This is a genomic window from Flavobacterium kayseriense, from assembly GCF_014305095.1.
In the GTDB taxonomy this organism is placed as follows: Bacteria; Bacteroidota; Bacteroidia; order Flavobacteriales; family Flavobacteriaceae; genus Flavobacterium; species Flavobacterium kayseriense.
The window spans coordinates 233,515-256,401 of record NZ_JACRUI010000004.1 but is presented as its reverse complement, the minus strand read 5'-3'; the positions used below and the strand labels follow the sequence as shown (position 1 = coordinate 256,401).

Annotated in this window: 22 protein-coding genes; 11 read left to right on the top strand and 11 right to left on the bottom strand. The window is 34.8% G+C overall.

Translation table 11 applies throughout. The features are described from left to right. The 3 genes from H8R22_RS12445 to rsfS form a co-directional block, all read right to left on the bottom strand. Window positions 1-603, bottom strand: a complete 603-nt coding sequence (locus H8R22_RS12445) for a lactate utilization protein B/C (protein ID WP_187010717.1) — start codon at window positions 601-603, stop codon at window positions 1-3. 111 nt (window positions 604-714) lie between these two features. Further along, window positions 715-2,640: an ATP-dependent zinc metalloprotease FtsH gene (gene ftsH / locus H8R22_RS12440; protein ID WP_187010716.1), complete on the bottom strand. Its 1,926-nt coding sequence runs from the start codon at window positions 2,638-2,640 to the stop codon at window positions 715-717. A gap of 7 nt (window positions 2,641-2,647) precedes the next feature. Next, entirely contained in the window at window positions 2,648-3,019 is a 372-nt protein-coding gene (gene rsfS, locus H8R22_RS12435; protein WP_187010715.1) for a ribosome silencing factor, read from the bottom strand. 94 nt (window positions 3,020-3,113) lie between these two features. Between rsfS and H8R22_RS12430 the strand changes: the two genes are divergently transcribed. Then, on the top strand, window positions 3,114-3,842 hold the full coding sequence (locus H8R22_RS12430) for a biotin--[acetyl-CoA-carboxylase] ligase (protein ID WP_187010714.1): 729 nt from the start codon (window positions 3,114-3,116) through the stop codon (window positions 3,840-3,842). 62 nt (window positions 3,843-3,904) lie between these two features. Here the strand turns inward: H8R22_RS12430 and H8R22_RS12425 are convergent, their stop codons facing one another. After that, window positions 3,905-5,653: an ABC transporter ATP-binding protein gene (locus tag H8R22_RS12425; protein ID WP_187010713.1), complete on the bottom strand. Its 1,749-nt coding sequence runs from the start codon at window positions 5,651-5,653 to the stop codon at window positions 3,905-3,907. 195 nt (window positions 5,654-5,848) lie between these two features. Here H8R22_RS12425 and H8R22_RS12420 point away from each other — a divergent pair, with 195 nt between their 5' ends. The 4 genes from H8R22_RS12420 (at window position 5,849) to H8R22_RS12405 (ending at window position 9,544) form a co-directional block, all read left to right on the top strand. Then, on the top strand, window positions 5,849-7,924 hold the full coding sequence (locus tag H8R22_RS12420; RefSeq protein WP_187010712.1) for a glycoside hydrolase domain-containing protein: 2,076 nt from the start codon (window positions 5,849-5,851) through the stop codon (window positions 7,922-7,924). Between the two features lie 103 nt (window positions 7,925-8,027). Then, window positions 8,028-8,453: a MarR family winged helix-turn-helix transcriptional regulator gene (locus H8R22_RS12415; RefSeq protein ID WP_187010711.1), complete on the top strand. Its 426-nt coding sequence runs from the start codon at window positions 8,028-8,030 to the stop codon at window positions 8,451-8,453. 21 nt (window positions 8,454-8,474) lie between these two features. After that, window positions 8,475-8,897 carry an organic hydroperoxide resistance protein gene (locus tag H8R22_RS12410; protein WP_187010710.1) on the top strand — a complete coding sequence of 141 codons (423 nt, stop codon included), beginning with the start codon at window positions 8,475-8,477 and terminating at the stop codon, window positions 8,895-8,897. 11 nt (window positions 8,898-8,908) lie between these two features. After that, window positions 8,909-9,544 carry a nitroreductase family protein gene (locus tag H8R22_RS12405; protein WP_187010709.1) on the top strand — a complete coding sequence of 212 codons (636 nt, stop codon included), beginning with the start codon at window positions 8,909-8,911 and terminating at the stop codon, window positions 9,542-9,544. A gap of 162 nt (window positions 9,545-9,706) precedes the next feature. On the opposite strand, the gene H8R22_RS12400 is transcribed toward H8R22_RS12405, so the two are convergent. The 6 genes from H8R22_RS12400 to H8R22_RS12375 all read right to left on the bottom strand — a co-directional run bounded on the left by H8R22_RS12400 (window position 9,707) and on the right by H8R22_RS12375 (window position 14,683). Further along, entirely contained in the window at window positions 9,707-10,012 is a 306-nt protein-coding gene (locus H8R22_RS12400; RefSeq protein WP_187010708.1) for a DUF6787 family protein, read from the bottom strand. Between the two features lie 32 nt (window positions 10,013-10,044). Beyond that, window positions 10,045-10,479 carry a DUF6146 family protein gene (locus H8R22_RS12395; RefSeq protein ID WP_187010707.1) on the bottom strand — a complete coding sequence of 145 codons (435 nt, stop codon included), beginning with the start codon at window positions 10,477-10,479 and terminating at the stop codon, window positions 10,045-10,047. Between the two features lie 211 nt (window positions 10,480-10,690). Further along, entirely contained in the window at window positions 10,691-11,248 is a 558-nt protein-coding gene (locus H8R22_RS12390) for a DUF937 domain-containing protein (RefSeq protein ID WP_187010706.1), read from the bottom strand. A gap of 99 nt (window positions 11,249-11,347) precedes the next feature. Then, a complete protein-coding gene (locus tag H8R22_RS12385) occupies window positions 11,348-12,298 on the bottom strand; it encodes a D-2-hydroxyacid dehydrogenase (RefSeq protein ID WP_187010705.1) in 951 nt (316 codons plus the stop codon). A 159-nt stretch (window positions 12,299-12,457) separates the two neighbouring features. Beyond that, a complete protein-coding gene (serC, locus tag H8R22_RS12380) occupies window positions 12,458-13,531 on the bottom strand; it encodes a 3-phosphoserine/phosphohydroxythreonine transaminase (protein WP_187010704.1) in 1,074 nt (357 codons plus the stop codon). Window positions 13,532-13,624: 93 nt separating this feature from the next. Further along, entirely contained in the window at window positions 13,625-14,683 is a 1,059-nt protein-coding gene (locus H8R22_RS12375; protein WP_187010703.1) for an acyl-CoA reductase, read from the bottom strand. Between the two features lie 134 nt (window positions 14,684-14,817). Between H8R22_RS12375 and H8R22_RS12370 the strand changes: the two genes are divergently transcribed. Beyond that, window positions 14,818-15,168 carry a 4Fe-4S dicluster domain-containing protein gene (locus H8R22_RS12370; protein WP_187010702.1) on the top strand — a complete coding sequence of 117 codons (351 nt, stop codon included), beginning with the start codon at window positions 14,818-14,820 and terminating at the stop codon, window positions 15,166-15,168. Between the two features lie 128 nt (window positions 15,169-15,296). On the opposite strand, the gene H8R22_RS12365 is transcribed toward H8R22_RS12370, so the two are convergent. Beyond that, entirely contained in the window at window positions 15,297-17,930 is a 2,634-nt protein-coding gene (locus H8R22_RS12365) for a TonB-dependent receptor (RefSeq protein ID WP_187010701.1), read from the bottom strand. Window positions 17,931-18,228: 298 nt separating this feature from the next. Between H8R22_RS12365 and ychF the strand changes: the two genes are divergently transcribed. From ychF to H8R22_RS12340, 5 genes are all read left to right on the top strand, one after another. Then, complete coding sequence (ychF, locus tag H8R22_RS12360; protein WP_187010700.1) at window positions 18,229-19,323, top strand: redox-regulated ATPase YchF; 1,095 nt, start codon at window positions 18,229-18,231, stop codon at window positions 19,321-19,323. A 321-nt stretch (window positions 19,324-19,644) separates the two neighbouring features. Beyond that, window positions 19,645-20,169, top strand: coding sequence for an NADPH-dependent FMN reductase (locus H8R22_RS12355; RefSeq protein WP_187010699.1), 525 nt, complete (start codon window positions 19,645-19,647; stop codon window positions 20,167-20,169). Between the two features lie 126 nt (window positions 20,170-20,295). Continuing rightward, entirely contained in the window at window positions 20,296-22,155 is a 1,860-nt protein-coding gene (locus H8R22_RS12350; protein WP_187010698.1) for a DNA topoisomerase IV subunit B, read from the top strand. Between the two features lie 12 nt (window positions 22,156-22,167). Beyond that, window positions 22,168-22,578: a nucleotidyltransferase substrate binding protein gene (locus H8R22_RS12345; protein WP_187010697.1), complete on the top strand. Its 411-nt coding sequence runs from the start codon at window positions 22,168-22,170 to the stop codon at window positions 22,576-22,578. Next, entirely contained in the window at window positions 22,578-22,880 is a 303-nt protein-coding gene (locus tag H8R22_RS12340) for a nucleotidyltransferase domain-containing protein (protein WP_187010696.1), read from the top strand. Before H8R22_RS12345 ends, H8R22_RS12340 begins: the two co-directional genes overlap by 1 nt. The last annotated feature ends 7 nt before the right edge of the window (window positions 22,881-22,887 follow it).

Here is a 22,887-nt window from a genome sequence, read left to right as displayed (position 1 = left end):
TTAAAGATCTTCTAAAAGCAACAAATAAAGGTTTTTAGCGGAACTCCCGTATTGCGTAAAGTCCTCTTCTTTGGCTTTTTCAAAATATTTAATTGCAGTAATGTTGGTAGGGTAATTTCTCTCGTACTTCTTTTTAATAGCACTTAGGCTATCGCTCTTCATCGCTAGAATCTGACTTGTTGTAGCGTAAATAATGATATCAGCAGGTAGCTCATTTGGTTTATTCTGCTTTATCTGATTAGATGAAAATAAAATTGATCCCTCCTCAGCAATTAAGTTTTCACAAGATGAAAATAAGAATTTAGGAGCTGTAACTTGTTTGTAGTTTAGTTTGTTTTCTTCGAGGATACTAAAAAGAGTGGGGTCAAAGCAAAGTACGTCGCTTTCAAACCAATCATTTTCTTCCAGTATATTTTCAAATTGTTCTTTTACTTCTGCAAGGTTTTCACAGTATAAAAACTTGCCTCCGTTCTTTTTAAAATTAAAGATAAACTGCTCGTCAATAGACATATCTGTTTCAGATGAAGCACCATTGTTATCCTTCTCCTTTTCTTCTTCTGAAGTAGAAATACTAGAACCAAAAATTTTTCTAAAAAGACTCATATCTTATGGAGGTACTTTATATGTTATTTGAAAACGTCCAAAGATAAAAAAATCTTAATTCAAAAGAAGCTTTTGAATTAAGATTTTCTAAATATAACCGAAAAGGTGTTGTTAGGATACTACTTCTTCCAAATTTTTGTCGAAAGTACGTTTTCCAAATATTGCTTCTAAATCATCTTTGAAGATAACCTCTTTCTCGATTAGTATATCAGCAAGTTGATTTAACTTGTCTTTATTTTCTTCAAGGATCGCTATCGCTCTTTGGTATTGACTTTCGATTAAAGTTGAAATTTCCATATCAATCACTTTAGCCGTTTCCTCAGAGTATGGTTTAGAGAAGTTGTATTCACTTTGACCCGTTGAGTCGTAGTAAGTAACGTTTCCAATTTTATCGTTTAAACCGTAGATAGTTACCATTGCTCGTGCTTGTTTGGTCACTTTTTCTAAGTCACTTAATGCTCCAGTTGAAATTCTGTTGAAAGTTACTTTTTCAGCAGCTCTTCCTCCCATAGTAGCACACATTTCATCTAGCATTTGGTCTGGACGTACAATTAAGCGCTCTTCAGGTAGGTACCATGCTGCTCCTAAACTTTGACCTCTAGGTACAATTGTTACTTTGATAAGAGGTGCTGCATGCTCTAACATCCAACTTACAGTTGCATGTCCTGCTTCGTGTATTGCGATTGCTTTTTTCTCTTCAGGAGTTACAATTTTATTTTTCTTTTCTAAACCACCAACGATTCTGTCAACGGCATCAAGGAAATCTTGTTTGTCTACTGCTGTTTTGTTGTATCGTGCTGCTATCAAAGCGGCTTCATTACAAACATTAGCAATGTCAGCTCCAGAGAAACCAGGAGTTTGTTTTGCTAAAAAGTCAAGATCAAGACCTTCAACTTTTTTCAAAGGAGCTAGGTGTACCTTAAAGATTTCAGCTCTTTCTCGAATGTCTGGTAAGTCTACAAATATTTGTCTGTCAAAACGACCTGCACGCATTAAAGCCTTATCTAAAACGTCAGCTCTGTTAGTTGCAGCAAGTACAATTACATTGGTATTTGTTCCAAACCCATCCATTTCAGTCAATAACTGATTTAAAGTGTTTTCTCTCTCGTCATTTCCGCCAGACATATTGCTTTTTCCTCGAGCTCTACCCACAGCGTCAATTTCATCAATGAAAATAATTGCTGGTGACTTCTCTTTGGCTTGCTTAAATAAGTCACGTACTCGTGATGCTCCAACTCCTACAAACATTTCTACAAAATCAGAACCTGATAAAGAGAAAAAAGGAACTTGTGCTTCTCCGGCAACTGCTTTGGCTAGCAAGGTTTTTCCTGTTCCAGGAGGCCCTACAAGTAAAGCACCTTTAGGAATCTTACCTCCAAGATTGGTATATTTCTCGGGGTTTTTCAAGAACTCTACAATTTCTTGTATTTCCTCTTTAGCACCCTCAAGTCCTGCTACATCTTTAAATGTCGTCTTAACATCTGTCTTTTCGTCAAAAAGTTTAGCTTTTGACTTCCCAATGTTAAAAATTTGTCCACCACCGCCTGCACCACCGCCAGACATTTTTCTCATAATGAAGATCCAAACACCAATGATAATGATGATAGGTAATAAGCTGATGATAATGTCAGACCAGTTGCTTTTTGCAAGAAAATTAAAATCTTTCAACTTTCCTTCTGCAACGGCTTTTTCTAATTTTGTTTGAAAAATTTGGTCGTTACCTATTTCAAACGTGTATTGAGGTCCTTTATTTGGATTATCAAAAATGTCCTTAGCTACTTTTTGGTGTTCTTTCTCCTTAAGTGCTTCCGGTTTTAGAAAAACTTCCGCTTCTGTTTTGTTGTAAACAATTACTTTTTCAATTTGTCCTTTCTCTAGAAATCCATTGAATTTTGAGGAGGTTAATTGTGCTGGCTCTTGCAAGCTTGAGCTTCCAGTTATAAAACTGATAAATAAGAAAATAAGTAGAATAGCAGTGTAAACTAACCAAGGACTTACTTTAAATTTATTAGGATTCGGATTGTTGTCTTTTGCCATTCTGTTTTTAGTATTTGTTAGCTATTGTGGTAATTTTTGCATCTCCCCACAAGCTTTCGATGTTGTAATACTCTCTAATTTGTTTTTGAAATACATGCACAACGATATTAACATAGTCCATAAGTACCCACTCTGCATTATCAGATCCTTCAACATGCCATGGTTTATCTTTTATTTCTTTCGAAACAACTTTTTGGATTGAGTTAACGATTGCGTTAACTTGTGTGTTTGAGTTTCCGTTGCATATTACAAAATAGTCACATACGGCACTATCAATTTCTCTAAGGTCGAGAATATCTATGTCATTTCCTTTTACTTCTTCGATTCCCTTTATAATGTTTGCCAAAAGGTCATCATTATTTATTGTCTTTTTTGCCATGAAAATATTTTATATAAGTTTGTAAAGTTACCATTTTTTGTGATTATTTTTGAACCTTAACATATAATTAAATTATGTTTAAAAATAACAACTAATGAGAGTAATCAAACTCGATGCCATAGATTCAACAAACGAGTTTCTTAAACAACTCGATGTTGCAGAAAATTTGGAAAACTTCACTGTTGTAACGGCTGAAAATCAGACGAAAGGTAAGGGGCAAATGGGTTCTGTTTGGGATTCTGAAGTAGGTAAGAATCTAGTAATGAGCGTTCTTTTGAAGAATATAATTATTGATGTTAATGCGATTTTTACACTAAATATTGCAGTTGCATTAGCGATATATAAGGCTTTAGAAACAGTTAATATACCTGCTTTATCCATAAAGTGGCCAAACGACATTATGTCATACAATTACAAATTAGGTGGTATTTTGATTGAGAATAGTCTAAAAAGTGATGGCGCGATAGTTTCGATTGTGGGAGTTGGACTAAATGTAAACCAAACCAATTTTGAAAATTTACCAAAAGCGTCTTCTATGGCCGCTGTTTCAAAGGTTTTCCATAACAAAGAACAGTTACTGTTTTTAATTATGGAAAATTTAAAAAACAACATCAATTTAATAGCAACTAGACCCGAGATATTGTGGGGCTTATATTCAGATTATCTTTTCAAAAAAAGTGTTCCTATGCCCTTTAAAGGAGTTGATGACAAGAATTTTATGGGAATTATTCAAGGGGTATCTCCATCTGGTAAGTTGCAAGTTCTTTTAGATGATGATTCCACAGCAGCATTTAATATCAAAGAAGTGCAGCTGTTGTATTAATGGACCCTTTGTGCAAGCAGTACTTTAATTACATATAAAAACGATTGTTAACATTAGTAGATTTATTTTCTCTCTCCAATTTGTTGTCTCCACATTGCGTAGTAGAGCCCTTTTTCATCTAACAAGTCGGCATGTTTTCCTTGCTCAATTATTTTTCCTTGCTCAAGAACGAATATTTTGTCAGCATGCATAATAGTCGAAAGTCTGTGTGCTATTAATACCGTGATCTGATTTTTTTGAGACGAAATACTTCGGATCGTTTTGGTAATTTCTTCCTCTGTAATAGAATCAAGCGCCGATGTAGCTTCATCAAATAATAATAATCTCGGTTTTCTCAGTAAAGCTCGTGCGATAGAAAGTCGCTGTTTTTCGCCACCCGAAACTTTAATTCCTCCTTCACCAATAGTTGTATTTAGTCCGTTTTCGGCACGAACTAATAAGTTTTGGCAAGCTGATTTTTGCAAGACATCATTGATCTCGTCATCTGTTGCATTTGGTTTAACAAACAGTAAATTGTCTTTGATTGTTCCTGAAAACAATTGTGCATCCTGAGTTACAAAACCTAATTGCTGTCTCAGCTCCGTTAAATCTATTTCGTTAGCATTTTTTTCATTATAATATATTGCTCCTTCTGCTGGTTTGTAAAGTCCAACCAGCATTTTCACTAAAGTTGTTTTACCGCTTCCTGATGGACCTACAAAGGCAATAGTTTCCCCTGCTTGAGCTTCAAACGAAATATCTTGAACAGCGTAACTTGCAGCCGATTGGTGTTTGAAGGAGATGTTAGAAAATCGTAAATGGTCTATGGGACCAATTGTTTTAGGATTAGATGGAATTTCTTCACTTTTTGAGTTCATCAAATCGGCAAAATTATCCATAGATACCTTAGTCTCGTTGTAGGTAGCTATTACATTACCCAACTCTTGCAGAGGGTTGAATAAAAAGAAAGAGAAAAACATTAAGGTTATTAAATCCCCAGGTAAAATTATTCCTTGAAAAATAAACATGTACAAGGCAAAAACTAAACCGGTTCGCATAAAGTGCACAGTTGTCCCTTGAATAAAACTTAGGGAACGAATGAAACGTACTTTTTTTAACTCTAAACCAAGTATTTTAATCGTAGTTCCGTTTAATCTTTCGACTTCTTGTTCTGTTAATCCTAAACTCTTAACAAGCTCTATGTTTCGTAAAGACTCCGTGGTTGCACCAGCGAGAGATGTTGTTTCTCGTAAAATTTCAACAGAAACTTTCTTGATTTTTTTACCTAGAAATGAACTGATTATAGCAATGACGGGAACTGTCGCTAAAAAAATAGGACCTAATAACCAGTGAATATTAATTGCGTACACCACTACAAATATAATTCCGATTAAAGTTTGAAAAACCATAGAAATAGAGAGCGTAATGTACTTTTCACAATCTGATTTTACTTTTTGTAATCGACCCAACGTTTCACCACTGCGTTGATCTTCAAAGTCTTGAAAAGGCAATTGCAATGCTTTTTGGATTCCCTCTGTGTACATTTGCGCACCTGTACGCTGTATGATTATATTTGTGAAATAATCTTGGAAGTTTTTAGCAATTCTGGAGATCATGGATGCTCCAAGAGATAATCCTAACCATCCTAAAACTGCTTTGGTGAAATTGCCATAATTGCCATTAAAATCAGCAACTCCTACACCACATTCATTTAACAATTTTCCAATAATAATAGAATCAAATAAGGAGAAACATTGGTTTATTGCTGCTAAAAAAAGGGCTAAAAACAATAAAGGCTTGTGTGCCTTTAGGTAGGTATATAAAATTTTCATTGTAATTTTCTAAAATGGAAATGCAAAACTACAACTATTGGTTTCAAATAGAATTATCCAAGGTGAAATTTAATATAAATTAACAACATAGCTTTTCTAATTGACATCATTCAGCTGTTTTAAATTTTGTTTCCATCGTTGATAGAGCTAATTTAGTGCTTCAGTAAAAATGCAGTCAACTCCTAAATTTTGCTTATGAAAAATAGTGTATTCTTGTCGGTTTTATTCCTTCTTATCAATAGTATGTCTAGTTATTCTCAAGATAGCAAAAACGACATCACCTCATACACCGATAAAGTAAATGTTTTTTTGGGAACTTCTGGAGATCATGGCCAAATGTCTCCTGCAGCTTCTTCACCTTTTAACATGATGAGTATCGGACCACAAACCTATCCTCATATTCATGCAGGTTACGAGTATTTAGCCAAAGAATTTATTGGTTTTACACATACTCGAATAGAAGGTGTAGGTTGTTTAGGGAGTGGAGGAAACCTATTGGTTAAACCAATTGTAAACAGCAAGCAAAATACAAAATTGCTAAAGAAAACAGAAAAAGCTTCACCTGGTCTGTATGCAGTTTCCTTCGAAAACGGAATTGAAGCAAAAATACAAGTGGAACATAATTTTGGTATTCATGAGTACCTTTTTCCACAAGGGCAAGCCGGACTTTACATAGATTTATCTTATGCTTTTGTAAATCGCTTTGTTGCCGAAGAACATGAAGTTTTAGGAAATACGATCAGCGGGTGGGTCGAAACCAAAACTACTTGTGATAAAGGGATATATCGGATATACTATGCAATCGAAATTTCGAATGCCGCTTCAATAAATGCTATAGATACTCATAAGCTTCTTGTTGAAGGGGCAAAGGAAGCTAAGGAAATGCGATTACGCATAGGTTTTTCATCGGTTAGTACGGTTTACGCTAAAGAAAGAATTAAAACGGTTTCGTCGTCAGTTCTTGCAAATCAAACTAAAGCAGAGTGGAATACATTACTCGGTAAAATTAAGGTAGAAGGTGAGAAAGATAGAGAAGATTTGTTTTATTCCCTTTTATACCGAGCCTTGCAAGCTCCTTTTTTAATTTCAGAGAAAGATGGCACCTATGCAGCTATTGATGGTAGCATTCAAAGATCTAGGGACTCTATATATAATGGTTGGGCAATTTGGGACAATTACAGAGAACAATTACCACTCCTGTCTTTAGCTTATCCTGAAAAGTACGGTGCCATTACGAAGTCGATTTCCAATTTGTATGTGTATGGGAAAAATAATTGGGCAACAAAACATGAGCCTTCGCCAACCGTCCGCACTGAGCATGCGATGGTTGTACTTCTGGATGCATATAACAAAGGATATAAAGTTGATTTCAATACAATTAAAGATTCTTTAATCGCCGAAGGGAATCGCTTGGAGTACAATTCTGCAGACAAAGCACTAGAATCATCCTATGATAATTGGGCTTTGTCAGAAATACTGAAAATTACAAAGGATGTGCAACTTAGTGAAGATTATCTTCAAAAAGCAGTAGAATACAAAAGTTATTGGAAGAAAGATTTTGCCGATTTATCTAAGGAAGATGTTGATAAAATGCCTGCTAGAGGAATGTATCAAGGTACAGTTTGGCAATACAGATGGTTTGTCCCTTTTGATTTGAAAGGATTAAAGAATTTAATTGGTAGCGAAGATAAATTTGTTGCACAACTCGATCAGTTTTTTGATGAGGACAATTACAACCATGCAAACCAACCAGATTTGCAAGTGCCCGGTTTGTACAATGCTAGCAGACAACCGTGGAAGTCTCAAAAATTATTCCGTGAGCTGTTGTTGGATACTGTTGTCCAAAGTTATTTTAACGATAACAGCAAAGGAATCGATTCTTACATTGGTCGTATTTACAAAAATCAGCCTCAAGCGTACGTACGTACGATGGATGATGATGCGGGTACGATGTCCTCTTGGTTTGTCTTGCGCAGTATTGGGCTTTCTGCAGCTAATGTTGGTGATTCTATTTATTATTTAACAGCACCTATTTTTAAGAAGGTTACACTACAACTGGCAAAAAAAAACACTTTTACAATTGAAGTTAAAAATTATAACAAAGATCATTTTTATGTCGAAGCAGTTTGGTTGAATAATAAAAAAATAAACAGGAACTGGCTAAGTCATCAAGAAATCATGGCAGGTGGACTACTGTTAATAGAAACAAGTGCAGAGCCAAATACATCTTGGGGAACTACAGATCAGTGGATTTCTGAAATAAAACCGTAAGGAGTTAGACGTATTTTAAACTTCCTTAACTAAAGTTTAACTACATTGTGTAAAATTATATTGTGCGCAATATATATCTTTGCGTCAGTTTAAAAGTAGAAATATGGTAGATCTTTTAAAATTAGATGCTCAAGTTTGTTTTCCCGTATATGCTTTATCGCGGGAAATCACAAATTTATACCGGCCAATTTTGGATCGGCTTGATCTGACCTATCCTCAATATTTAGTACTTCTAGTCCTTTGGGAAAATACAGCGCAAACTGTAAATCAAATAGGAGGTAAGCTACAATTAGATAATGGAACATTAACACCTTTACTCAAAAGATTAGAAGTTAAGGGGCTAGTAAAGCGAACGCGCAGCACTGTTGATGAACGCGTAGTAATTGTTTCACTGACTGCCGCTGGTGAAGAGCTAAGGGAAAAAGCACAATGTGTTCCGGAGACCGTAGTTCAAGCTTTAAATGTGTCCCTAGAGGATTTGACACAGTTAAAAAATGCAATCGAAAGAATAATAAATAGAAATAAATAATAAAAAAAAGTTCTCTAAAACATGAAAACATTATATACGGCTGAGGCCACCGCAACAGGTGGTAGAAACGGTCACGTTAAAAGTAGTAACGGAATACTAGATGTACAAGTAAGAATGCCCAGATCACTGGGAGGAGTTAATGATGACTTTGCTAATCCAGAAATGCTTTTTGCGGCAGGATATGCAGCTTGTTTCGATAGCGCTCTAAACTTAGTGATCAAACAAGAAAGTATTAACGCGGGAGAAACTAGCGTTAATGCTAAAATAAGCATCGGACAATTAGAGAATGGTGGTTTTGGTTTAGCGGGTGAGTTAGCCGTAAATGTTCCAAGTGTTTCTCAAGAAAAGGCACAACAATTAGTAGAAAAAGCGCATCAAGTATGCCCTTATTCAAACGCAACTCGCGGCAATATCGAAATAAAATTAATAGTAACGAATAACTAAAAAATAGAAAGATGGCATTAATAGACGATTTAAAATGGCGTTACGCTGCAAAGCAATACGATCCAACTAAAAAAGTAAGTCAAGAGAATGTTGATAAAATTGTTGAAGCGGCGCGTTTAGCACCTACTTCATCAGGATTACAGCAGTTTAGAGTATTGGTTGTGAGTAACCAAGAAATTAAGGAGAAACTAAGTGCCAAAGTGCTTAATCCCGAAGTGATGGTTGATTGTTCTCACGTTTTAGTATTTGCTGCTTGGGATAAATACACAGCAGAACGTATTGATACTATTTATAACAAAACAACTGATGACAGAGACTTGCCAAGAGGGCGATTTGACAGTTATACGGATAAAATAAAAGGTATATATTTAAATCAATCTGCTGAAGAAAATTTTGAGCATACGGCACGTCAATCGTATATTGGTTTTGCGATGTCTATCGCACAAGCGGCGGAATTAAAAGTAGACACAACGCCTGCTGAAGGTTTCGATAATGCATTAGTAGATGAAACATTAGATCTTGCTTCATTAGGTTTAAAAAGTGTGACTTTGTTATACCTAGGATACCGCGATGCCGAAAAAGATTGGTTAGCGGACATGAAAAAAGTACGTAACACGAAAGAGGATTTCGTAATTGAAATCAAATAATAGGGTAGTAATAACTCTTTTGAATCATATATAAATCATAAAAAGCCAAACTTGAGTAATCAAAGTTTGGCTTTTTACTGTTTTTATATTTTTGGTGATTAAAATGTTGCTTATACTTTTCTGTTTTTCAAAAGTATTTGTAGACTAGAAGACAATGAAAATCTATTTTTCTTTAAATAAGAAACCAAGTCCCATACTTTTGAGCATTTTCTTTTCAAAATTCCAAAAGAATTTAAATTGCCCAAAAATGGTTCCTATTAGTACGAGTAACACTTGATAGAGCGGAAAAATAATCAGTAAACGGATTAATATAAACCAGTTCCCAAAATCCTCTTCAACTATTCCTAGCCATAAACAAACAGGTTTTGAAACCCACGCAGAGGTAGAGCCGGTAATAGCAAAAACGATAAATATAATGGCAAGTTGAAGATTAGATTCAATTCCCCAACGTTTCTTTAATTTCTTCATCTTTATTAATAATGATTACAAATGTAGTAACATTATCTCGAAGGAACATTGCCAAACAGTCTTTGATTATTCGTATTTTGAAAATAAATCATATAGTTATATATTAAGTAATTTACTTCATACCCATAGTCTACACCATACTCATAATTAATAGTCATTTCATATAGATTAGGATTAAACCGACTTGGTTGACGTGCGCGACTGTTCCATTCTGTTATGTACATCCTATTTTTATTTTCTAAAAAAGTTTGCGAGTGATATCCTCTCGGGAAGGAGCGAGAGACAAGCCAGCTCGTAAATCCAGGATCAATAATTATGACCTCATATTCTAGTTCGTCATTGGCAATCCTTATTGTATCTCCATGTATTGCTTTGGCATTTTCGGGAGCGTTTACGGTCTTTTTATTTGCTGTGCAACCTACAATGATAAGTAAAACCACTACCAATGCATATATATAATTTCTCATAATCATTTATTTAACCCTAAAGTTACAAAATATTAATTATTCGCTCTATGCATGATGGATAAATACTTTTAGTGTAATTATGCTCAAGATGTTGATTGTTTAGTAGATATTTCGATAAGAGAAATAACCACTAAACGATAGATCTTTTTACTTAACTTTCAATTTTGATGTAGAGAAGCTTTTAGGAGATTTAGATTCTTACAGGAATTATTTATTTCCTAAAAAGACCACCTAACATTCCACCAAGACCGCCACCTTTTTTAGTAACTGCATCCATAGCATCACTTATATCAACTTTTCCATCACCGTTTTGGTCTAAACCAAATTGTCCACCATATTTAGTAATCGCGTCCATAACCCCCGCATCATTACCACCAGAGATTGCACTAATGATATCCGAAATTTCAAAACTACTATCATTAGGATCTTTCGCTTTTCCCACCAGTGAAGCTAGTATTTGTGGTATTAATTTCGAGGCTATTCCAGTCGCATCAGATGCGCTAAAGCCAAATTTTTCACCTAGGTTACCCGTTAATTCTTGAGTTAGCTTTTGCACTACAGGGTTTGAAACATCCGCAGCATTGTTTCCTTGAAACAGTCCAGCTAATTGGCCTACACCACCTTCTGCAACTATTTTTTGAAGTCCTCCTATTACTGAATTACTTGCTTCGCCTATTACAGCTTCGTTTTTTTCGTTAGGAACTGCTGGGTTGTTTATAACAGTGTCTACTCCAAATTGTTGTGCTAATTGTGTTAGTTGTTCGAACATATATAATTTTTTTATCGTGTTCTTAAAGTTACAAAAAAAAGTGGATTTGTTAAAATAATTTAACAAATCCACTTACTGTTGCTATAAAAAAGAGCTTAATTACCCAATCAAACTAATGATTTGAGAGGCTAATTCTGTTCCAATTCGATCCTGAGCTTCTCCCGTTGCAGCACCAATATGTGGTGTTAAAGAGATTTTTGAATTCATTAAAATAGTCATTTCTGGAGTTGGTTCGTTTTCAAAAACATCCAATCCAGCAAATAATACTTTTCCGCTGTCTAATGCTTTCACTAATGCCACTTCATCAATAACACCACCACGAGCACAGTTCACAATACCTACATCGTTTTTCATCATAGCAAATTCCTTTTCTCCAATAATGTATCCATCTTGTGCAGGAACGTGCAAAGTGATAAAATCACTTTCTTTAAACAATGATTCTAATGATTGTGATACAATAGTAGTAGTGATCGACTGTCCGTCAAAAAATGCTACTGTCACATCTACTTTTGGGATAAAGCTATCCGCAGCAATTACCTTCATACCTAGTCCAAGAGCCATTTTTGCAGTAGCTTGACCAATACGACCAATACCTACAATTCCTAATGTTTTTCCTCTAAGTTCAACACCGTTAGCATAAGCTTTCTTCAAACCATCAAAATTAGTGTCGCCTTCTAGAGGCATATTTCTGTTCGAATCATGCAGGAAACGAACGCCTGAGAATAAGTGAGCAAATACTAATTCTGCCACAGACTCTGATGAAGATGCTGGCGTATTTATTACATGAATTCCCTTGCTCTTTGCATAGTCTACATCAATATTATCCATTCCTACACCACCGCGGCCAATGATTTTTAATCCAGGACAAGCGTCGATAATATCTTTACGAACTTTAGTCGCACTACGAACTAGAACAACACTCACGTTATTTTCGTTCACATAATTAGCTACTTGTTCTTGTGCTACTTTTGTTGTTATTACTTCAAATCCACCTGCTTCTAAAGCTAGAATTCCACTTTTAGAAATTCCGTCATTTGCTAATACTTTCATTTTTTATGGCATTACGAGTAAAGATTATTACTTTACTTATTATTTTATGATAATTTATTTAGGAGCTATTTCCCGCTATTCGTTTCAATCTTTTTATTTTTTAAAAAAAATAAATAAAAAGGATTTCCACTACTATCGGGGCTAGGAATCCGTACTCTATTATGCTACTTTAGACTCTAATTCTTTCATAACATCTACTAAAACTTGAACACTCTCAATAGGCATCGCATTATACATTGATGCTCTGTAACCACCTACGGAACGATGTCCCGGAAGACCTGATATACCTGCTGCTTTCCACATAGCGTCAAATGTTTCTGCGTGAGCCGCATCATTCAACAAGAAAGTAGCATTCATATTAGAGCGATCTGCAACGGCAGCAGCTCCTTTAAACAATGGGTTTCTGTCAATTTCGGTGTAAAGCAATTCTGCTTTAGCGTTGTTTAATTTCTCTACAGCAGCAATACCACCTAGGTTTTTCAACCATTGTAAGGTAAGTAGTGAGGCGTACACAGGAAAAACAGCTGGAGTATTATACATACTTTCTGCCTTGATGTGTTTTTCATAATCTAAAATACTCGGAATAGTTCTACCTGATTTACCAAGAACCTCCTCTTTCACAATTACTAAAGTAGTTCCGGCAGGTCCCATATTTTTTTGAGCACCAGCATATATAATATCAAATTTTGTAAAATCTAATACTCTAGAAAAAATATCCGAACTCATATCACATACGATAGGCATGTCTAATGATGGGAATTCTTTTATTTGAGTACCAAAAATAGTATTGTTACTGGTGCAGTGGAAATAATTTGCATCAGCAGGAACACTATAACCTTTTGGAATATTGTTGTAATTTTCCTCTTTTGATGAAGCAACAACGACAGTTTCACCAAAAAATTTAGCTTCCTTTATTGCTCCGCTAGCCCAAGTTCCAGAATCAAGATAAGCCGCTTTACCGCCTTCTTTCATCAAATTGTAAGGAACCATTAAAAATTCTAGACTGGCGCCACCAGCTAAAAATAAGGCTTGGTATCCTTTGCCTTCTAATCCTAGTAATTCAAGTGCAAGAGATCTAGCCTCATCCATTACTGCAACAAAATCTTTACTTCTGTGCGATATTTCTAGAATAGACAATCCCGAATCGTTAAAATTTAATATAGCTTGTGCTGATTTTTCAAAAACTTCTTGTGGTAAAATGCAAGGTCCTGCGCTGTAGTTGTGTTTTTTCATTGTGTAGTTTGTGTCCAAAAAATTAAAAAACAAATTTCGGTAATAGGAGTTTAAAAAGCGTTAATTTTTTCGAAATTATTACACTATTTTTAATCATATTGTTAACAAAAACGATATAGTGTCAACGTTATCTGCATAATCCCACAATTTTGGATGCTGTGTTTGACCAAAGTCAATACTATTAGCAATTAACTTGTTACTTACAATACATTGCAGGTTGTCTTTTTCTCTTTCTAATCGGTTTTCAAGCTCTGCTATAGTATCGTAAGTCTCATAAAAAACACTCGAAATAGGCGAGGCGTGACTACTGTCTTCTTTTAGTGTCAAAAAACCATTATCAAGTAATTTAAAATTACTCATTAAAAACACTGCCTTGTTATAATCATAATTATTAGCATATTTTTGATAATGAATAACGTCTTGGTAGACAAAAATAGCTTCAAAAAAAGCATCGAATGTATATCCTTTTGGAACAAAAAGCTTAGACACGTTGCGACACCCTAATCCAAAATACCTAAAAATATCTTCTCCTAGCGCAGTCAACTGCTCCGTTGTTTCGTTGCCATCGAGAACCACTACTGAGTTTCTACTTTTTCTGATAATCGATGGTTTATTTTTAAAATAATACTCAAAATAGCGTGCCGTATTATTACTACCGGTGGCTATTACAGCATCAAAGTTTTCTAATTTTCCTTCGACAAAAGTAATTTTATCACTAAATTCAGGTGCTACAGCAACAATATATTTGGCTAAAAAAGGCAGTAAATGTTGATCGTTTGAAGAAGTCTTTATTTTAACATTATGCCCTGTAATCAGCACCGATAAAAAATCATGAAAACCTACTAAAGGGATGTTACCGGCAAGAATCAAGGCAACATTTTTATTAGAGTTTTCACTCAATTCATAGTTGCTTAACCACTCATTCAAGTGATCTTCGGTTAATGCAGTAGCCCATGACTGAATCGAAAAATAAACTTGCTCAGGAGTATACCATCCGTTGTGCGATTGTGATAGTGCGATGAGTTCTTCAAAGGCATCAAAAAACAAATCGTTATGCAAAACGTCTGGTTTTTTAGTGGAATTATTCTCTGAAAATTGGCTCAAGAATTTACCTAATGCAACAAAAACACTTTTTTTTGTTTCTAATGTCATAATGTTTGCTTATGAATTGTTTTGATTGTAATTTTGCACAAAAATAAGCTTTAATAAGTCGAAAGTCAAAAGTCTTAAAGTCAAAAGTAACCGAATTCGGTTTTTTAGCTCTCAATACTAAATAAAAAAACAAAATGGCAATAATAATAACTGATGAATGTATTAACTGTGGAGCATGTGAACCAGAGTGCCCAAATACAGCAATTTATGAAGGAGCTGATGATTGGAGATACAAAGACGGAACTAAATTAACGGGTAAAGTTGTTTTACCTGACGGAACCGAAATTGACTCTGATGAGGCGCAAACGCCTATTTCTGACGAAGTATATTATATTGTTCCAGGAAAATGTACAGAATGTAAAGGATTTCATGACGAACCACAATGTGCTGCTGTATGTCCTGTAGACTGTTGTATTCCAGATGATAATCACGTAGAAGATGAAGAGACATTGTTAAACAGACAATCTTTTCTACACAACGAATAAATGTTAAAATGGACTAGTTAAAAATCCTGAGTTTATAGCTCAGGATTTTTTTTTGCTATTTTTTAAAAAAAGGATAACAAAAAAAAGGAACATCAGTTGATGTCCCTTTTTCTATGTTTGCAATTAGCTTAGAAATTAAATCCAAGTCTAGCGTAGTAATAAGCTCCGCTAAAACCCATTTGTACTGCATCCCAGTATCCTCCAGCTTCTGTGTTTCCTTGCTCATCTTGTTTAGTTGGATAGATGTTTAGCAAGTTATTACTACCTGCACTTAGTTTTAGGTTTTTTGTTAGTTTGTAACCAAAAGTTAAATCAGTGATTACTCTCGGATTATAAACATCATCTTCGTCATTATAATCAACAAGTACAACTTTACTAAAGCGTGTGAATGCTAATCCAGCGTCAAATTTATCTTTCGAATAATTGAAGTTTAAACCAAATTTATTATTTGGTGCCGAAGCCAACAAAAAGGCTTTTTCACGTTTTCCAAAGAAAGTACCTTCGTCTAAAGTACCATTTTTTACATTACTGATTTTCATGTCATTAATGTTACCAATTAAATTAACTCCAAATTGACCTGCATCAAATTTTTTCTTCCAAGAGAAAACGATGTCTAGACCATGCGTTCTAGTATCAACACCATTAGCAAAAAACTGGGCCTCAGCAACTCCTAGATTTAATGCAGTTGCATCAAAATAGCCAGTAAGTACAATACGATCTTTTACTTTAATATAATATCCATCAACAGTCGCAGTAAATTCGCCAAAAGAGGCGGTCATACCTAGTGAGGCGTTAACTGCTTTTTCTTCATTTAGTTTTTGTATTCCAAACGCTCTAGTAACTGGGCTATCATTTGGCGCAAGCAAGACCTCAGTTGCTCCACTTCCGTTAAAATTAGTAAATCGTAGGTTGTAATAGACTTGTGCTAACGATGGCGCTCTAAAACCAGTACTCACAGATCCTCTTACATTAATTTTATCCGAAACTTTTAGTCTTGAAGCTATTTTACCATTTAAAGTACTTCCAAAATCGCTATAATTCTCAAAACGTACTGCTCCACTTATCATTAAAGCATCAGTGATGTCAAGTTCAGCATCAGTATAAAGTGAAAAGTTAGTTCTGCTTTTATTGACCTCGTTCAAAGGACTATATCCAGGGAAACCTTGAGAACTTCCAGGTCTGAATTCTCCAGTAACGGGGTCTACAGGAGCACTTTGAGTAGAAGGATCAGTAATTGGATTACCGTTAGTATCATACGTCGTGTAAGAACCTTCTTCTCCAGCAAAGATTTTGAACTTTTCAACTCTAAATTCAGTACCAAAAGCAATATTTAAACCATTTAATACACTTCCGTAATTTTTAGAAACATCAAAATTGGTTGTGTTTTGAAGTAAACTGTGTCCACCTGCATCAAATTGAGTAGGTGAATTTCCTTCTAAAGAGGCGTTCAAAGTACCTTTTATAGTGTAATCAAATTTATTATTTCCTAGCGTGTTGCTGAAATCTAATTTCCAACCGCCACTTGTTTCCGTTCTGATTCCCGCAGCGATAGAGTTATCATTAATTTTAGAAGTAATTCTAGGCGTATATCCCCCGGGATAGATAGACTGAACTACTCTTTCACCATCATTTCTTGTAAAGGCATAGGCATCTGTATCTCTAAAGTTGCTTCCACCAAAGGCATAAAATTCTGTTTTGTCAGAAAGTGGTACTGCAAAATTTCCAAATAAATTTAAACCTTGAATTTCGGCATCACCAAAACCTTTTCTGAAATCATAGCTTGGACGAAAAGTTTTGTTTTTATTGATAAATTCCCCAGTGAAGTTGGCATAACCTCCTTTGTTACCTAATGCAACACCATAATTTGCAGCTACTTTAATAGAGCCTCCGTCAAAATTTTGATCTTTTCCATACGTGTTTCCATTGCCGTTTTTATCTAGTCTAAATCCCTTTGTATTAGGAGTTCCTGGCAAAAAATCTCCTTTGGCATTCGTATTAAAAAAACCATAAGTAATGGCTCCTGTTAACTCATTAACGTTGTCATTTGTAACAATATTAATTACTCCAGCAATAGCATCAGATCCATATTGTGCCGCTGCACCATCTCTCAAAATCTCGATTCTTTTAATAGAAGCCGCAGGAATGGCATTTAAATCTGTTCCTGTGTTTCCTCGTCCGCGAGTTCCAAACAAGTTAATTAATGATGATTGATGTCTTCTCTTACCGTTTATTAAAACTAAAGTTTGATCTGGACCTAAACCTCTTAAAGATGCTGGATCTACGTGATCAGCTCCATCAGAACCGGATTGTTTGTTGGCATTAAAGGAAGGAGCAACGTACTGCAATAATTCGTTTATTTCTAGTTTACCACTTTGGGTTGTAACCTCTTTTACGTTGATTATATCGATAGGAACTGCTGAATTTACTACCGTTCTTTTTGCATTTCTAGATCCAACAATAACAACATCACTTAAAACTTGTCCGCTACTTTCTGCAAGCGTAATATTTAGTGGTGTTTGTGAAACCTTTTTTTCTACTGTTATATAGCCAATGTAGCTAAATACTAAAGTGGCGTTATCAGCCACTTTGATGCGATAAGTTCCTTCTAAATCAGTAGATGCACCGTTATTTGTGCCTTTTTCAAGAATGTTAACGCCAGGTAATGGTGCTCCTGACTTATCTTTTACTACACCTGAAATTTCTTTTTGAGCAAATAGAAAACCAGTGTTTAGCATTAAAAGAAATAATAGTAACTTTTTCATAAGTATCGTCGTTTTGTTATTTTTTCGTGATTTTATATCCAAATATAGTATTTATTTAACAAAATATTAGCAAAATAGAAAATTTTGGTTTAAAAAGTCAAATGGCAATCAATTTTTATCATATACTCAAAATTTAATTTTATTATTGTGAAATTCGGAATGAGAATAAAATTACTTGCTTGTGATATTAATGATGTGATTTTGTGATCTAACCTATTTTAAATGGTATATTTGCACTTTTTTAGAGGAATTATTTAAAAACTCTTGGCAGGAAACTGCTACTTGTAAACTGAAATATATGAAAGCAGGAATTGTAGGATTACCTAATGTTGGAAAGTCAACATTATTCAATTGTTTATCAAATGCAAAAGCGCAAAGTGCTAACTTTCCTTTTTGTACTATCGAGCCTAATATTGGAGTGGTAAATGTACCGGATCCGCGTATCAATAAATTAGAGGAGTTAGTAAAACCGGAGCGCGTGCAAATGGCAACAGTAGATATTGTAGATATCGCTGGTCTTGTAAAAGGAGCTAGTAAGGGAGAAGGATTAGGAAATCAATTTCTTGGAAACATTAGAGAGTGTAATGCGATTATACATGTATTGCGTTGTTTTGATAACGATAATATTGTACACGTGGATGGTAATGTAAACCCTATTCGTGATAAAGAAACAATCGATATTGAATTGCAGTTAAAAGATTTAGAAACTGTTGAAAAGCGTTTAGAAAAAGTAAATCGTGCTGCTAAAACAGGAAACAAAGAAGCAATCACGGAGAAAACACTTTTAGATCGTATTAGAGAAACATTGTTACAAGCTAAATCAGCTAGAACAATAGTTCCTCAAAATAACGACGAAGAGCTTTTAATGGAGGCTTTTCAGTTAATTACGGCAAAACCCGTTTTATATGTTTGTAATGTTGACGAAAATTCAGCAGTAAACGGAAACAAATACGTTGACCAAGTAAAAGAATTAGTTAAAGATGAAGATGCTGAAGTTATTATACTTTCAGTGGGTGCAGAGGCTGATATCACTGAATTGGAAAGTTATGAAGAACGTCAAGTTTTTCTTGAGGATATGGGGTTAACGGAACCAGGTGCTTCGGTGTTAATTCGTGCTGCTTACAAATTATTAAAGCAACAAACGTATTTTACAGCCGGTGTAAAAGAAGTTCGCGCATGGACAATCAATATTGGGTCTACTGCGCCACAAGCAGCTGGAGTTATTCATACTGATTTCGAAAAAGGATTCATCCGTGCTGAGGTGATTTCGTATGAAGATTATGTTGCTTATGGCTCTGAAGCGAAAGCAAAAGAAGCAGGTAAATTTAAAGTAGAAGGAAAAGAATACATTGTAAAAGATGGAGATGTAATGCACTTCCGTTTTAACGTGTAGTCCGAAACAAAAAATAATAGAAACACTAGAGGAGACCTGTAAAAGTAATTTTGCAGGTTTTTTTGTGTCTAAGCTTTACTTCAATTATAGTTTACTTCTGTTATTCTTCATTACCTAATCCCGCTTTCCATTGCAAGATTTCTCCATCTTCCCTTTTTTTCTAAGTCAAAAAAAGGAGCTTCTTCTAGTCGCTCTTTTTTGCCAAGAAAAGAGAGGAAATCTGTTCAAAATGCTTTTCATTTCAATCAGGGGTAAAAGTAAAAGACATCTTGATTTTTTATGTTTTATATTTTTATGTATCTTTAAAATAAAAATAAATTTATGAAAATTATAGCCTTTGGAGCAAGTACTAGCAACAACTCAATAAATAAAAAATTAGCAACGTATGCTGCCTCCCTTTTTGAGAATGCAACGGTAGAAGTTTTAGATTTAACTGATTTTGAGATGCCTCTTTTTGATGTCGATCTCGAAATGACAATTGGGGAACATAAGCTGGCGCAAGCTTTTTTAGATAAAATTAAAGGCGCTGATCTACTGGTAGTTTCTATGTCTGAACACAATGGGAATTACAGTGCCGCATTCAAAAACGTATTTGATTGGTGCACTAGAATCAATGGCAAAGTTTTTCAAGAAAAACCAATGCTGTTGTTAGCGACCTCTCCCGGCGCTAGAGGCGGAGCTAGCGTTCTAGAAATTGCTAAAAATGCTTTTCCAAGATATGGAGCATTAGTAAAAGCAACATTTTCGTTACCTAGTTTTGATGAAAATTTTGATGTCAAAAAAGGACAGATTTCGAATACCGAATTAGATAATGACCTTAGAGGAATTATAAGTTTGGAGTTCTAAAACAACGATTATCTCTTAATTTTCTGCTAACGATAGTTGTCAATATCATTCTTAATAACTTTGATGGATACTGCTTTTAAAATATATCGAGATATGCTATATTAGCACGAAATCCACAAAAATCAAATGTCAGATCAAAATCAATATACCGAAGATAATATTCGGTCACTCGACTGGAAAGAGCACATCCGAATGCGTCCTGGTATGTATATCGGGAAACTAGGTGACGGTTCTTCTCCTGATGATGGTATTTATATTTTACTTAAAGAGGTGCTAGACAACTGTATCGATGAATTTGTCATGGGTGCAGGTAAAACGATTGAGGTTTCTATAAAGGACAAAACCGTAGCTGTACGGGATTATGGACGTGGTATTCCGTTAGGGAAAGTAGTTGATGTGGTCTCTAAAATGAATACTGGAGGGAAATATGATTCCTTAGCCTTCAAAAAATCAGTAGGTTTAAATGGTGTGGGGACAAAGGCAGTAAATGCTTTGTCTAATTACTTTCGCGTAGAATCGGTAAGGGAAGACAAGCAAAAAGCGGCTGAGTTCTCTGCTGGGAATTTAGTGTTAGAGGAGGATATCATTGATACAACAAAGCGAAAAGGAACTAAGGTTACCTTTATTCCTGACGAAGCCATATTTAAAAATTACAAATTCAGAAATGAATATGTAATTAAAATGCTTAAAAATTATTGTTACCTGAACACCGGATTAACAATTATATACAATGGCGAAAAATATTTTTCAGAAAACGGATTGAAAGATTTGTTAGATGAAAATATCGCTATCGAGGACATGGTGTACCCTATCATTCACTTAAAAGGTGATGATATTGAGGTAGCATTAACGCACAGTAAATCGCAATACAGCGAAGAGTACCACTCCTTCGTAAATGGTCAAAACACAACTCAAGGAGGAACACATCTTGTTGCCTTTAGAGAAGCAGTTGTAAAAACGATTCGAGAGTTTTATAATAAAAACTTTGAGCCTTCGGATATTCGTAAATCGATTGTAAGTGCTGTAAGTATCAAAGTGATGGAACCTGTTTTTGAATCACAAACAAAAACTAAATTAGGTTCGACTGACATGGGCTCAGAGGCGGGAATGCCCTCTGTACGAACCTTTGTTAATGATTTTATTAAAAATAAATTAGATAATTTTTTACATAAAAATCCTGAAACTGCCGACTTGCTTTTACGCAAAATTTTACAAGCAGAACGCGAGCGCAAGGAACTTTCTGGTATTCGAAAATTAGCCAAAGACAGAGCGAAAAAATCGAGTTTACACAACAAAAAACTGCGTGATTGTCGCGTGCATTTACCAGATATCAAAAACCCACGATATCTAGAAAGCACCCTTTTTATCACCGAGGGGGATTCTGCTTCGGGATCGATTACAAAGTCTCGAGATGTAAATACGCAAGCCGTTTTTAGTTTACGTGGTAAGCCTTTGAATTCGTATGGGATGAGTAAGAAAATCGTTTATGAAAACGAAGAATTCAATTTACTACAAGCGGCATTAGATATCGAAGATGATATGGAAAACTTGCGTTACAACAACATTGTAATCGCAACAGATGCCGATGTCGATGGAATGCACATTCGATTATTATTGATTACTTTTTTCCTTCAGTTTTTTCCAGAATTAATAAAAGAAGGTCACTTGTATATCTTACAAACGCCATTGTTTAGAGTTCGTAACAAGAAAGAAACTATTTACTGTTATTCTGAAGAAGAGCGACGTGCGGCAATCGAAAAATTAAAACCAAAACCGGAGATCACACGATTTAAGGGGTTAGGAGAGATTTCTCCTAATGAGTTTCAGTTTTTCATTGGAGAGGATATTCGTTTAGATCCTGTTATGATGGATAAAAACACTTCGGTAGAGCAGTTATTATCGTTCTACATGGGTAAAAACACACCAGACCGCCAAGAATTTATCATCAAGAATTTGAAGGTAGATTTAGATGTAATTGAGTCATAAATTACAATAATTATGGAAAATCAAGATGTACGCTGGAAGCAACGTTTTGCACATTTTAAAAATGCTTTCAAGCAATTGAAAAATGCAAAAGAGTTACGAAATGATAGAGATTTTACTGAATTAGAGTTGCAAGGCGTTATCCAAGCATTTGAAGTATCGCAAGAGTTATCTTGGAAAGTTCTGAAAGACTTTTTAGAGGATCAGGGAAAAACCGATTTATTTGGAAGTAAAAATGCAGTTAGGGAGGCTTTTAATGTTGGATTAATTACAAATGGAGCTGTATGGTTTGATATGATTAAAAGTAGAAATTTGACTTCTCATATCTATGATCATTCTGAAATACTAGCAATACTCGATATTATTTTAAATGATTATGTTACAGAGTTTAAGGTGTTCGAAAATAAAATGCAAAGCCTAGTATAATGTTTGGAATCTACCCCGAAAGCTATAATGAAATTCAAAGTATTTTGGAGAATTGTTCTTCTATAAATGAAGTTGTTATTTATGGTTCGCGAGCGAAAGGAAATTTTAGAGAGGGCTCGGATATCGATCTTACAGTTTTAGGAGATCCTAATGAAGCGGACATAAATAAATTATGGCATGACTTAGACGAAAGTTACATTCCTTACAAATTTGACATTTCAATTTTTAAAAAATTGAAATCTGATGATTTAAAAGAGCACATAAAAAGAGTGGGTAAAACTTTTTACAAAAGAAAAAACTGAAATAAAT

What these genes read in the sequence shown, in the direction of transcription:
- H8R22_RS12445 (WP_187010717.1), bottom strand. Translation starts at nt 603, where the DNA reads ATGAGTCTTTTTAGAAAAATTTTTGGTTCTAGTATTTCTACTTCAGAA.
- ftsH (WP_187010716.1), bottom strand. Translation starts at nt 2,640, where the DNA reads ATGGCAAAAGACAACAATCCGAATCCTAATAAATTTAAAGTAAGTCCT.
- rsfS (WP_187010715.1), bottom strand. Translation starts at nt 3,019, where the DNA reads ATGGCAAAAAAGACAATAAATAATGATGACCTTTTGGCAAACATTATA.
- H8R22_RS12430 (WP_187010714.1), top strand. Translation starts at nt 3,114, where the DNA reads ATGAGAGTAATCAAACTCGATGCCATAGATTCAACAAACGAGTTTCTT.
- H8R22_RS12425 (WP_187010713.1), bottom strand. Translation starts at nt 5,653, where the DNA reads ATGAAAATTTTATATACCTACCTAAAGGCACACAAGCCTTTATTGTTT.
- H8R22_RS12420 (WP_187010712.1), top strand. Translation starts at nt 5,849, where the DNA reads ATGAAAAATAGTGTATTCTTGTCGGTTTTATTCCTTCTTATCAATAGT.
- H8R22_RS12415 (WP_187010711.1), top strand. Translation starts at nt 8,028, where the DNA reads ATGGTAGATCTTTTAAAATTAGATGCTCAAGTTTGTTTTCCCGTATAT.
- H8R22_RS12410 (WP_187010710.1), top strand. Translation starts at nt 8,475, where the DNA reads ATGAAAACATTATATACGGCTGAGGCCACCGCAACAGGTGGTAGAAAC.
- H8R22_RS12405 (WP_187010709.1), top strand. Translation starts at nt 8,909, where the DNA reads ATGGCATTAATAGACGATTTAAAATGGCGTTACGCTGCAAAGCAATAC.
- H8R22_RS12400 (WP_187010708.1), bottom strand. Translation starts at nt 10,012, where the DNA reads ATGAAGAAATTAAAGAAACGTTGGGGAATTGAATCTAATCTTCAACTT.
- H8R22_RS12395 (WP_187010707.1), bottom strand. Translation starts at nt 10,479, where the DNA reads ATGAGAAATTATATATATGCATTGGTAGTGGTTTTACTTATCATTGTA.
- H8R22_RS12390 (WP_187010706.1), bottom strand. Translation starts at nt 11,248, where the DNA reads ATGTTCGAACAACTAACACAATTAGCACAACAATTTGGAGTAGACACT.
- H8R22_RS12385 (WP_187010705.1), bottom strand. Translation starts at nt 12,298, where the DNA reads ATGAAAGTATTAGCAAATGACGGAATTTCTAAAAGTGGAATTCTAGCT.
- serC (WP_187010704.1), bottom strand. Translation starts at nt 13,531, where the DNA reads ATGAAAAAACACAACTACAGCGCAGGACCTTGCATTTTACCACAAGAA.
- H8R22_RS12375 (WP_187010703.1), bottom strand. Translation starts at nt 14,683, where the DNA reads ATGACATTAGAAACAAAAAAAAGTGTTTTTGTTGCATTAGGTAAATTC.
- H8R22_RS12370 (WP_187010702.1), top strand. Translation starts at nt 14,818, where the DNA reads ATGGCAATAATAATAACTGATGAATGTATTAACTGTGGAGCATGTGAA.
- H8R22_RS12365 (WP_187010701.1), bottom strand. Translation starts at nt 17,930, where the DNA reads ATGAAAAAGTTACTATTATTTCTTTTAATGCTAAACACTGGTTTTCTA.
- ychF (WP_187010700.1), top strand. Translation starts at nt 18,229, where the DNA reads ATGAAAGCAGGAATTGTAGGATTACCTAATGTTGGAAAGTCAACATTA.
- H8R22_RS12355 (WP_187010699.1), top strand. Translation starts at nt 19,645, where the DNA reads ATGAAAATTATAGCCTTTGGAGCAAGTACTAGCAACAACTCAATAAAT.
- H8R22_RS12350 (WP_187010698.1), top strand. Translation starts at nt 20,296, where the DNA reads ATGTCAGATCAAAATCAATATACCGAAGATAATATTCGGTCACTCGAC.
- H8R22_RS12345 (WP_187010697.1), top strand. Translation starts at nt 22,168, where the DNA reads ATGGAAAATCAAGATGTACGCTGGAAGCAACGTTTTGCACATTTTAAA.
- H8R22_RS12340 (WP_187010696.1), top strand. Translation starts at nt 22,578, where the DNA reads ATGTTTGGAATCTACCCCGAAAGCTATAATGAAATTCAAAGTATTTTG.